Source organism: Streptomyces sp. NPDC021020 (assembly GCF_044333285.1).
Classification (GTDB): domain Bacteria; phylum Actinomycetota; class Actinomycetes; order Streptomycetales; family Streptomycetaceae; genus Actinacidiphila.
The window spans coordinates 294207-305444 of sequence record NZ_JBIRQQ010000010.1 but is presented as its reverse complement, the minus strand read 5'-3'; the positions used below and the strand labels follow the sequence as shown (position 1 = coordinate 305444).

Here is an 11238-nt window from a genome sequence, read left to right as displayed (position 1 = left end):
GTCAGCCGGTCGCGCCGGCGCGCATCGATGCGAAGTACTCGTACTGGCTGGGCAGCGCGGAGGCCGCCTTCCGGGCGCTCTCCCGGATCCGCGCGAACTCGCGTTCGGCCGGCCCGGCGTCGAGCATGTCCACCAGCGGCCGCTGGACGGCCGGCACCCCGCCCATGCCGAGCAGCAGCGTCGACCACGAGTACGGCTCGAAGCCGTGGTAGTGCGGGTAGATGCTGTTCTCGTCCGGCAGGTCGGTCTGCCACAGCCGCACCCGCTCCTGGAGGTCGCCGGGCAGCGGCCTCTCCTTGGTCGCCTTCCAGTACGGGTTGTCGGTGCGCTGGGCGCTGTAGTAGTGGAAGGCCAGGAATTCGCAGATGCCGTCGATGGCCCGCCCGACGACCGCGTTGTAGTGCTCGGCGCGCACCGGGTCGACCGGCCCGTCCGGGAAGTGCCGGACGAGCTGCTCGATGCCGTGCTGGATGAAGAAGATGCCGGTCGACTCCAGCGGCTCCACGAAGCCGCTCGCCAGCCCGATGGCCACGCAGTTGCCGACCCAGGAGCGGCGGCTGCGGCCGATGCGCATCCGGATGTGGTTCGCCTCCAGGTCGCGCGCCTGCGGCCCCGCCGCCTCGCGCAGTTCGCGCTCGGCCTCCTCCGGGGTGCAGTAGTCCCCGGCGTAGACGTAGCCCATGCCGAGCCGCTCGAACAGCGGGATGGTCCACATCCAGCCGTTCTCCATCGCGGTGGCCGTGGTGTACGGGGCGATGCCGTTCTTCTCGACGTCGGTCGGCACCCGCAGCGCCACCGCCCGGTCGTTGGGCAGGAACTCCTGGAAGGAGACGAGCGGCTCCTCCATCGCCTGGTTGATCAGCAGCCCGCGGAAGCCGGTGCAGTCGATGTACAGGTCACCGGTGACCGTGCCGTGCTCCCCGGTCACCAGCCCGGTGATCCCGGTCGCGTCCCGCTCGACGTGCTGGATGGTGTCCACGATGCGGGTCACGCCGCCGGCGGTGGCCCTGCGCATCAGGAAGGCGGCGAGCAGCGAGGCGTCGAAGTGGTACGCGTACGGGTACTGCGTGTCCTCCTGCGCCATCGAGCTGCGGGTGCCCGGCGGCAGCTTCTTCGTGTCCTCGGCGTCGAACAGCCTGCCGTCGAGCGTGTGCGGGGAGCGCTTGTCGTCCATCAGCCGGGCGAGGGCGAAGCAGTCCCGGTCGAACCGCTCCGACGGCCGCAGCCGCAGCCACCACTCCTGGAGGGTGTGGCCCGCCACCGTGGTGGGGCGCTCGAAGGGGTGGTAGAAGTCGTGCCCGGGACGGCGCCAGTTGCGGAAGCGGATGCCGAGCTTGTACGTGGCGTGGCACTCCGGCATCCACTCGTGCTCCTCCAACCCGATGGTCGTGAAGAAGTGCCGGATGGTGCTGAAGGTCGCCTCGCCCACGCCGATCGTGGAGATCGCCCCGGACTCCACCACGGTCACGCTGACCTGCTCGCCCAACGTGGCCCGAAGGTAGGAGGCGGCCATCCAGCCGGCCGTGCCTCCACCTGCGATCACTATCTTCCGGGTCATCGTCCTCGGCCTCCGTTCGGCTGCTGTGCGGGGTTCACGACGTGCAGGACCTGCCGGCAGTGGCGCTGCCACGCCGGGGCGGCGGCCGCCTCGGCGGCCGGGAGTAACACCGGGGCACCGGGCACGAGCGGGTCGGTGACGACCGACAGGTCGTCGTGCCACAGGTAGACGACGGTGCCGTCGTCCGGGGCGTCCGCGGCGCCCGCCGGGCCGGGCCACGCCGCCGCGGCACGCAGCTCGGCCAGCGGGAAGGCGGTGCAGTCGCGGTGCGCGCCCGCGCTCATCGCGCGGCCTCGCTCCCGGCGGCCGGATCCGGCCGCCGGGAGCCGGCGAGCTCCGGCTCGGCGCCCTCCTCCTCCGGCAGGGCCCCGTCGCCGGGCGCGGCCCCCTCCGTGGCTTCCTCCGCGGTCTCCTCCGTGGCTTCCTCAGCGGCCTTCTCGCGTCCGGCGGCGACCGCCGCCATCTCTGTCTCGACGTTGCGGAACCGCGGGGTGAGGTAGGCGGCCAGCACCACCAGCAGGAAGGCGGTACCCAGCACCATGAGCAGCAGGCCGCCGCCGCGCCCCTTGCCCGTACCGATGACCTGGCCGACGCTGTCGGCCAGCGACCCGGACGGCTTCACCAGCGGGTCGAAGGCGTCCACCAGCGGCCCGGCGAGCAGATACGCCAGCGGCAGCGTCGACCACGCCACGAAGCGGTTGAGCGAGAACACCCGCGCCTGCATCGAGTCCGGCACATAGGTACGGATCACCGTCGCGGTGCCGCCGCGGACGAACTGGATCCCGAACAGGCAGCCGAACAGCCCGATACCGATCAGCACCGCGTTGGGCCGCAGCCCGGCCACCACGAGCGACAGCGCCTGCCCCAGGCCGAACAGCAGGATCCCCGCGACCCGGTTGCGCGGACCGCCCCACATCGTCATCACCAGGCCGCCGAGGAAGATGCCCACCCCGCCGGCCGAGAAGGTCGCGCCCAGCACCGACGTGGAGGCGAAGGCCAGCACCAGCGGGGTGACCACGATCTGCGTCAGGCCCACCGTGAAGCTGATGAAGGCGCCGAAGAAGAAGAGGTAGAGCAGCCCGCGGTAGGCCAGCACGTACCGCCAGCCCTCCGCCATGTCACTGAAGAGCGACGGCTTGCCGGCCGGCGCGTCCCCGCGCTCCACCGGCGGGAAGACCGTCGCCATCAGGGCGAGCACGCCGAGTCCGTACGTGATCAGGTCCAGCAGCAGGATGCCGGACAGGCCCACCGTCGACAGCAGCACTCCGGCGACGACCGGGGGCGCCACGATGCCGATGTTCTCCGCGGTCTGCACCGCGCCGCTGGCCCGGCCCAGCTGCTCCTTGGGCACCATCTGGCTCACGGAGGCGTAGTAGGCGGGGTCGCGGAAGGCCCCGCAGATCGCCAGCACCGCCGCGCCCGCGTAGATGTGCCAGGTGTCCAGGTGGCCGCCGTGCCGCAGCAGCAGCAGGACGAGCACCACCGCGCCCGAGGCGGCGTTGCTGCCCAGCATCATCAGCCGCCGGTCGGCGCGGTCGCCGAGCACCCCGGAGAAGGGCGACAGCAGGATCGCCGGGACCATCGCGCACACCAGCACCAGGGCGAACTGCGAGGTGGAACCGGTGCGCTGGTAGACGAACACGCCCAGCGCGAAGTCCGTCAGGCCCGTTCCCAGGGAGGAGAAGAACTGGGTGGTCCAAATGGTCCCGAAGACCTTCTTGGGGGCAGTGATCGTGAACGGCATCGCTTCTCTCAGTCCTCCGGGGTGGGGGGTGGGACGGGTCCGGCCAGGCCGCGGACCTCGCGCACCCAGTCGTCGACCAGGCGCCGTACGGTCGCCGCGTGGAACTGCCCCGGCCGGTAGCCGATCTCGGCGCGGATGCTGCCGCCGACCACCAGGGCCTCGAACTGCAGGGCGTACGGAGTGACCGCCGCGGGGTCGATGTCGGGGACGCGGGCCTCCACCGGGCGGCCCAGCAGCGGCCGTTCGGCCGGCCGCGGGTCGATGTCGCCTCCGTAGGAGAACAGCACGTCGGAGCCCGGGAGTTCGGCCAGCGCGGTGCGGGTGGCCGGGTCCTCGGAGAGGAAGCGCAGCAGGTTGTCGCCCGCGCCGTGCTCCGCCGACCAGGCGCGCAGCTGGTCGTGCACCACCGGGATCTGCTCCGCCAGGTCGGCGTCCGGGTCGGTGTCGAACAGCACCGGCACGTTCAGCACCAGCCAGCCCGCCGTACGCGACAGGTCCACGCCGTCCACCACGGCCTCCCGGCCGTGCGCGACCACGTCGAACAGCAGGCGCCGCTGCCCGCTCCAGCGGCCGAGCACACGGGTGGCGGCGGCCAGCAGCAGCACGTCGAGCGAGACATGGTCGCGGTCGACGGCCCGGCGGCGCAGCGCCGCGGTCTCCTCGGGCCCGATCGACGCCGCCTCGCCGTGGGTCAGCACCCCGTGGCCCGGGGCGCCCGGCACGTCCAGCGGCAGCGGCGCCACCGCACGGCGCTCCGGCGCGAGCCAGCGCGGCAGCTCGGCGCGCACCTCCTCGCTCTGGGCGAAGGCGTGCAGCCGGCGCGCCCAGGCGAGCACGGGGTGCCCGGCCGGGCCGAGGACGACGGGCTCGCCGCGCTCGGCCTGCCGGTAGGCGTCCTGGAGGTCGCCGAGCAGCAGCCGCCAGGTGATGCCGTCGATGGCGAGGTGGTGGAAGGCCACCATCAGGTGCGGAGGGCGCCGGTCCCCGAAGGTGAACAGCCGGAAGGCCGCGAGCTGTCCGTCCGCCGGGCTCATGCCCCGGTGCACCGCCAGCTCGTGCCCCGCCAGCGCCGTGTCGAGACCGTCCGCCGGCACCGAGCCGAGGTCGATGTGCGCGAAGGGCGGCGCGGCCGGGGCGCCCGGGTCGGCCTGCTCCGTTCCTGCGGCGGTGCGGGTGAAGCGCATCCGCAGCGACGGGTGCTGCCGCAGCAGCGCCGCCACGGCCTGCTCCAGGGCCGCCACGTCCACGTCGGAGGGCAGCTCGAAGCGCTGCGACTGGTTGAAGTGGCCCGGCTCGGCGAGATCCAGCCCGAAGAACCACTCCTGGAGCGGCAGCAGCGGAGCGGCTCCCCCCGGCGCCTCGGCGGCCGCCGTGTGCGTCCCGCCGGGCTCCTCGGCCGCCTCCACCGCGACGGCCGCCAGCGCGGCGACCGTCTGGCGCTGGAAGACCTGGCGCAGCGTCAGCCGCAGCCCCGCCTTGTTGGCCCGCGCGATGAGCCGTACGGCGAGCATCGAGTCGCCGTACGCGAAGAACCGCTCCTCCACGCCGATACCGGGCCGGTCCAGGACCTCCGCGAAGACGTCCAGCAGCCGCCGCTCCATCGCGGTGCGCGGCGCGACCGCCTCCCCGCCCGCCTCCCCGGCGCCGGCCCGCGCGGCCCGGCTGCCGGCCTGCACGGCGTCCAGGATCTGCGAGGCAGTGGTGAATCCCCCCGCGGCCGGCCGGCGCACGGCGGGCCGCCGCCGCGCGCGCGGGACCACCGTCCGCGCCGCCGCGGGCTCGGCCGCGGGCGCCGGTACGGCAGGATCCGGTACGGCGGGCGGCCGCTCCAGTGCCGACACCGGCACCTCGACGGGCCCGCCCGGTTCGCCGGGGCCCGGCACCGCGTCCGGGGCGAGCGCGGCGAGGTGGTGCCGCAGCACCTCGTTGCGGTCGGTGGCCCGGTAGCCGAAGCGCACCACCGCGCAGCCGTGCTCGGCCGCCAGCCGCGCGAGGGCGGCGTGCACCTCGGCCTCGACGCCCTTGCCCAGTACCGGGCAGGTCAGCGCCCAGCAGTCCACCGCCAGCGCGCGGCCCTCCGGGCGGGCGACGAGCGTCCCGCACATGCCGTGGTCGCCGAAGCGGTCGGTGACCGAGATGCCCCACACCACGTGGCCGGGCGCCAGCCCGGCGAACCGTTCGGCGGGCCACACCTCGCCGTCCAGGTGGAATTCCGACACCCGGACGGTCAGGTCCTCGGCCGCCTCGAAGCCCGCCGCGGTGGACAGCTCCTCGACGCGCACCTCCAGCCGCAGGCTCGCCAGGAACGCGTCCAGCGTCGGCGCCTGCGCCGGGAGCGCGGCCGCGGGCGGCCGCGCGGTGCCGTGCGCGGCGCCCTGCCGGCGTACGTCCAGCACACCGGCCGCCAGCGCGGGCCAGGACTCCCGGTCCTCGGGCAGCGATACGGCCACGGCGTGCGGCACCTGCGCCGCCACCTCGGCGACCGCTGCCGCGTCGGGGCTGAGGAAGACCACCGGCTCACCGCCGGGGGCCAGTTCGCGGACCTGGTCGGCGCAGCCGCGCCCGGCCGGCCCGCTCCACGCCGTGACCGGCAGCCCGTCCGGCGCGGTGCGCGCGTCCGGGTCGGCGCCGCACAGCGCGACGCGCGCACCCGCCCGCACCGCCTCGGCGAGGTAGGCGGTCAGCCCCGTCTCCAGGTCGGTGTGCCCGCGGTCGCCCTGGGACCGCGCAGCCCCGTCCGTATCGAGCGCCCGCGCGTCCAGCACGACCAGCGGCGCGGCCGGGGCGCGGCGCAGCGCGACGGCGCGGGCGATCCGCCGGCCGAGCAGGTCGAAGACCTCCTCGGAGTACGGCACGCGGGCCGTCGCCAGCAGCGCGGGCCGGTAGGCGTTCCGGCTCCCGGCCGCGCGTACCACCGCCTCGGCGTCGACGACCGTGACATGGCCGCGGTCCGCGAGCAGCGCGCGCACCCCTTCGCGGGCCCGGACCGCGGCGGCGAAGACACCGTCGGGGTTGCCGTCGTCGCCGACGCCCGCCGGGCGCAGCTCCGGCACCGGCGGCAGCACGAACACCAGCTCCGCGCCCCACCGCCCGGCGGCGTCCGCGCACGCCTCGGCGGCGTACCGCAGATCCGCCTCGTACGCGCCGGGGTCGGGCAGCAGCGGCAGCGGCCGCCCCGCCCACAGGTCCTCCAGCCGCGGCGCGGCCACCACGAACTGCGGGGCGAACCGGGCGGTGGCGGAGCCCTCCTCCAGGCACTGCCGTTCGATCTGGTGGAAGGGCGCCACCCACAGGCGCGCCGTGACGCCGTGGTCGGCGAGCGCGGTCCCCAGGTAGGGAACCAGCGGGTCCACGGTGTAGGTGGACAGCAGGGCCAGCCGCGGCGCGTCCTGCGGCGCCGAACGGGCCAGCGCGGGCCAGCGCAGCCGGGCGCGCAGCCGCGCCGCGCCCGCGTCCTCCCCGGTGGGCCGCGCCGCGTCGCGTACGGGTGCCGGTGCGGTGGTCACAGTCCCGCCTCCTGCGGATTCTCGAGGGCGGCCTTGAACGCGGTCAGGAAGGCCACCGCGTCCCGTCCGTTGACGAGCCGGTGGTCGTAGGCCAGCCCGACCGACATGTGTCGGCGCGCCGCGACCCGGCCGTCGGCGTCCAGATGCAGCTCGCTCTGCACGGCGGGCAGCGAGAGCATGCACACCTGCGGGGCGAGAATGATCGGCACGGCCGCGATCACGTCCGCGTCGTTGTGCAGCGACACCGACAGCTGGCCGCCCGTCAGCTGCTCGGCACGGAAGGCGTCGCGCAGCGCCGCGATCCGGAACTCCAGCAGCCGGTCGGCGATCCCGGACGGGCCGAGCCGCCCGGCGTCGGTGACGACGGGCACGAACAGGCCGGTGCCGACGTCCACAGTGATGCCGATGTCGGTGCGCTCGCCCGGCGGCACCAGCCGTTCCCCGTCCTCCAGCAGCGTGAAGAACAGCGGGAACCGCTCCCGCAGCCCGGCGAGGGCCGCGATCGCCGCCTCCGGGACCCCGATCGCCGTGCCGTCGCGCCCGTTGACCTCGGCGAGCCGGTCCAGCAGCGCGTCGCAGTACACCTTGACCACCACGAAGGCGGCCGGGACCTCGCGGTGCGCCCGGGTGACGGCCCGCGCGACGGCCTGCTGCCGCGCCGGCAGCGTGTCCGCCCGCTGCCCGCCGGCCGCGGCGAGCAGCGCCTCCACGTCGGAGCGCTGGACCAGGCGCTTGCCGATGCCGCGCAGGTCGGCGGCGGTGAGCCCGGCCTCCTCGCTGAGCTTGCGGGCGGGCGCGGTCAGGACGGGGAGGCCGTCGGCGGGGCCGTCACCGGCGGGGGAGTCCGCGGGGACCTGCGGCGGCGCGGGGTTGCGGGCCAGGAACTCCCGCCGCTCGTCCTCGTCGGCGAAGACGTAGCCGATCACCTCGCCGACCCGCACCTCCGCGCCGACCGCCGCCACCGTGTGCAGGATGCCCGCGGCCTCGCTGCAGATGTCCGAGGCCGCCTTGGACGTCTCGACGACCGCCACCGTGGCCTCGTCCTCGACCCGGTCGCCGTCGCCGCCGGTCCACTCCACCAGCCGGCAGGTGTCGTCGTTGCTGTTGAGTCTCGGTATCTCTACGACGTGCATGCAGCCATCCGTTCACGTACGCGGGCGACGATGTCCTCGGCCTGGACGACCACGCGGCGCTCCAGGTGCCGGGCGGCGGGAATGACGCTGTCGGCGGAGCAGATCTGGCCGACGGGGTGCCGCAGCCGCTCCCAGCAGGTCTCGGTGAGCCGGTGGGCCACCTCGCTGCCCCAGGTGCCGCCGGGCGTGCCCTCCTCGACGACGAGGACGTGTCGCGCGGCGGCCACGTCCTCCAGCACCGGGCCGGGCAGGAACGGGTAGAGCTGCGAGGCCACCACCACGGTCACCGCGGTCTCGTCCTCCATGAGCAGCGTCCGGGCCGCCTCCAGCGCGCGCGGGAAGAGCCCGCCGGCCACGATCAGCAGGCAGTCCCCGCCGCCGAGGTCGGAGTCGACCCGCGCCCAGGTGCGGGCGTCGTCGGCGAAGTCGTAGCCGAAGACGTCGTCGACCGGCCCGGGGGTGAGCATGCGGTGCCCGTAGAGCGGCTTGTTCTCGAAGAAGACGGTGGGCCGGCCGGAGTCGAGCGCCTGGCGCAGCACGAGCGCGTTGTCGTGCAGCGGCGACAGCTCGCGCAGCACCAGGTCCGGCACACCGATGAAGTGCTTCTGCAGGCTCTGGCTGTGGGTCGGCCCGTAGCCGCGGTTGCCACCGGTCGGCATGCGGACGACCACCGGCATCGGCACCGTCCGCCCGAACATCGAGACGGTCTTGGCCGAGACGTTGACGATCTGGTCGAAGCACAGGGTGCCGAAGTCGCCGAACATGATCTCGGCGATCACCCGGTCGCCCGCGAGCGCCAGCCCGTTGGCGACGCCGACGATCGCGTTCTCGCTGATCGGCGTCGACAGGACGCGGTCCGGATACTTCGTGGACAGCCCCGCGGTGACCTTGAATGCGCCGCCGTACGGGTCCAGAACGTCCTCGCCCAGCAGGAAGAGGGCCGGGTCCTCGGCGAACAGCCCGTGCAGCGCCGCGTTGAGGTTGTCCACCACCCGGGCCGCGCCCGGTGCCTGCGCGGTCATCGCGCCACCTCCCATCGTGCCGGTGCCCGGCCGGTGACGTCGGCGACCGCGTCCTCCACCAGCCGCCGGGCCTCGGCCTCGGCCGCGGCGAACTGCCCGGGGAAGTCCCGCCGGTAGGCCGGGTACCAGTCGCGCTCCCGCAGCCGCGCCACCTCGGCGGGGTCGCGGGTGTCGTCGCCCTTGCTGTGCGGGCCCAGCCGCACGGTGTCGAACTCCACCACCAGGGGGCCCACGCCCTCGCGGACCCGCAGCAGCAGCGGCGCCAGCTCCTCGCGGATCGCGGTGACGTCGTGCGAGGAGGTCCGCCGGTGGGCGGCGCCGAAGGCCAGCGCGCGGTCCCGCAGCGAGCCGGCCGTGTGGCGGTCCGCCGGGGTGGTCTGCGCGATGCCGTTGTTCTCCACCACGACCACCAGCGGGGCGCTCCACAGCCGCGCCATGTTGAGGGCCTCGTAGACCGCGCCCTCGCCGAAGGTGCCGTCCCCGACGTACGCGAGCGCCAGCTCGCCGCGGCCCTCACGTCGCAGGTGCAGAGCCGAGCCCAGGGCGAGCGGCAGGCTCTCGCCCTGCACGCCGGTGGAGAAGTACGTGCCCTGCCGGATGTGCTGGCTGCCGCCGACGCCGAGGCAGGGCGCGCCCTCGCGGCCGGTGATCTCCGCCAGCAGGCCGGCGGGGTCGTGGAAGCGCGCGAGGTAGTGGCCGTGGCCGCGGTGGTTGCTGAACACGTAGTCGTCCGCCCGCAGCAGCCCGCTGACCGCGACGGGGACGTACTCCTGGCCGAGGCAGGTGTGGGTGGTCCCGTCGATCAGCCCCTTGCCGAAGAGCTGCAGCAGGGTCTGCTCGAAGTGCCGGATGACCAGCAGCGACCGCAGGTCGGCGTCGTCGACGGCGCTAAGCACGTACCGCCCCCGGCCCGGTGCCCGTGAGTACGGGGAACAGCCGGTTCCCGACGGCCGCCTCCAGATACGGAACGCCCTCGGTGTAGCCCGTCCCGGTCTGCTCGCCGATCATTCTGCGACCCATTTTCCAATGAGTTTGCTTCCACAGCTGGTGGATGTCCTCCAGCTGCTGTGCGGCGTCGCGTACGAGTAAGAGACCTTCTTCGTCCATCGTACGATCGGAGACAGCCGAGACAATGGTGGAAGTGAGGTCCCGCCAATCGTTCAATATGTCGTCGCGGACTCGCGGTACGGATTCGAAAGCGGGGGAATCCAAGCGCTCCCGAGGGGGGACCGAGCAAAGTGCTTCAAAAGTCTTGTACGCCTCGGACTGAATAGCGCTGGCCCCGACGGTGTAGACCCGGAACGTCTGGAAAGACTGCGGCTGCATGGTCGCCAGCAAAGAGAAGATGATGCGGACCCCGGAGAGGGTCCCGGTACATCGCCGAAGATGACCCGCGGCGCCCGCCGCGTCACCGCGAGTGGCTGCCGCGATCGCGTCCCGTATGTGCGCGGCCATGGCGGCGAACGTGACCTCCACCGTCTGGAGCACGCGTATGAAGAGGTATTCGTCGTGCACCACGTAGACCGGGAGCATGCACAGTCCGAGCCGGAGCGCCCGCTCGCGCGGTGTGTTCGCGCGCAGCTCGGCGGCGGCGTCCGCGACGTCCGGTACCTCCGCCGGCGCCTCGCCGGGCAGGGCCGCGGCCAGCGCGGTGTCCAGGAGCGTCAGCCGCTTGCCGCGGAGCGCGGCGCCGGGCCGCTGCTCGGGGAAGCGGTCGTCGGCCGGGCCGTCGCCGCTGTTGCGGGTTTCGAATGCTCGCAGGTCGGAGAGCAGCAGGGCGACCCACTCGCGCCGTTCGCGCTCGGCGGTCGCACCGTCGGCGCCGGGTGTCAGGGCCAGCAGGTCGACGCCGAGATAGGACGCGTAGCAGTGCCGGTCGTCCCATTTGTCGAGCGCCATGTGGAGGAATCCCGCCAGCGGAATCCCGCCGTCGCCGTCCTGCCCCGCCGGCTCCATGCGGTCGCGTGCTCCCGCCAGCGCCTCCAGGACCGGCGCCGGCACGAAATGCCGGCCGTGCCGGTGGAAGCAGTCGAGGACCGCCTCGTAGGGAAAGGCGTTCTGCGGCTCGCCGGACTTCCAGGCGGCCAGGTCGTCAGTTAATTGGCGTGGCACAGTTTTTGTGCGCTGCATCAAAGCATCCCCCGTTTGGATGATTTGCGCATCGGAAGAGAAGCGGCCACGTCCGCGGTGCAGGGCCAGCGTCTTCGGATTTTTCCTCACTATATATGGCCGTCCGCCACTGTCAACCCCCGGCTGGCCCGATTGTTTCGCCCGG

8 protein-coding genes are annotated in these 11238 nt (G+C 73.7%); all 8 read right to left on the bottom strand.

The annotated features are described in order from the left end of the window. Window position 1 precedes the first annotated feature (1 nt). Genes ACH4SL_RS29315 through ACH4SL_RS29280 form a run of 8 tightly spaced genes read right to left on the bottom strand, consistent with a single transcriptional unit; the run spans window position 2 to window position 11183 of the window. Window positions 2-1558 carry a tryptophan halogenase family protein gene (locus ACH4SL_RS29315; RefSeq protein WP_398450928.1) on the bottom strand — a complete coding sequence of 519 codons (1557 nt, stop codon included), beginning with the start codon at window positions 1556-1558 and terminating at the stop codon, window positions 2-4. Further along, window positions 1555-1842 (bottom strand): hypothetical protein, encoded by a 288-nt coding sequence (locus ACH4SL_RS29310; protein ID WP_398450926.1) that lies wholly within the window; start codon window positions 1840-1842, stop codon window positions 1555-1557. Before ACH4SL_RS29310 ends, ACH4SL_RS29315 begins: the two co-directional genes overlap by 4 nt. Then, window positions 1839-3302 (bottom strand): MFS transporter, encoded by a 1464-nt coding sequence (locus tag ACH4SL_RS29305; RefSeq protein WP_398450924.1) that lies wholly within the window; start codon window positions 3300-3302, stop codon window positions 1839-1841. The genes ACH4SL_RS29310 and ACH4SL_RS29305 overlap by 4 nt, the downstream gene beginning before the upstream one ends. 8 nt (window positions 3303-3310) lie before the next feature. After that, window positions 3311-6808 (bottom strand): condensation domain-containing protein, encoded by a 3498-nt coding sequence (locus ACH4SL_RS29300; RefSeq protein WP_398450922.1) that lies wholly within the window; start codon window positions 6806-6808, stop codon window positions 3311-3313. After that, a complete protein-coding gene (locus tag ACH4SL_RS29295; protein WP_398450920.1) occupies window positions 6805-7941 on the bottom strand; it encodes a 2-oxo acid dehydrogenase subunit E2 in 1137 nt (378 codons plus the stop codon). Before ACH4SL_RS29295 ends, ACH4SL_RS29300 begins: the two co-directional genes overlap by 4 nt. After that, entirely contained in the window at window positions 7929-8963 is a 1035-nt protein-coding gene (locus ACH4SL_RS29290) for an alpha-ketoacid dehydrogenase subunit beta (protein WP_398450918.1), read from the bottom strand. The genes ACH4SL_RS29295 and ACH4SL_RS29290 overlap by 13 nt, the downstream gene beginning before the upstream one ends. Beyond that, the gene (locus tag ACH4SL_RS29285; protein ID WP_398450916.1) at window positions 8960-9859 is read right to left on the bottom strand and encodes a thiamine pyrophosphate-dependent dehydrogenase E1 component subunit alpha; all 900 of its coding nucleotides are present in this window, start codon (window positions 9857-9859) and stop codon (window positions 8960-8962) included. The genes ACH4SL_RS29290 and ACH4SL_RS29285 overlap by 4 nt, the downstream gene beginning before the upstream one ends. Next, window positions 9852-11183 carry a hypothetical protein gene (locus ACH4SL_RS29280; protein ID WP_398450914.1) on the bottom strand — a complete coding sequence of 444 codons (1332 nt, stop codon included), beginning with the start codon at window positions 11181-11183 and terminating at the stop codon, window positions 9852-9854. The genes ACH4SL_RS29285 and ACH4SL_RS29280 overlap by 8 nt, the downstream gene beginning before the upstream one ends. Between the last annotated feature and the right edge of the window lie 55 nt (window positions 11184-11238).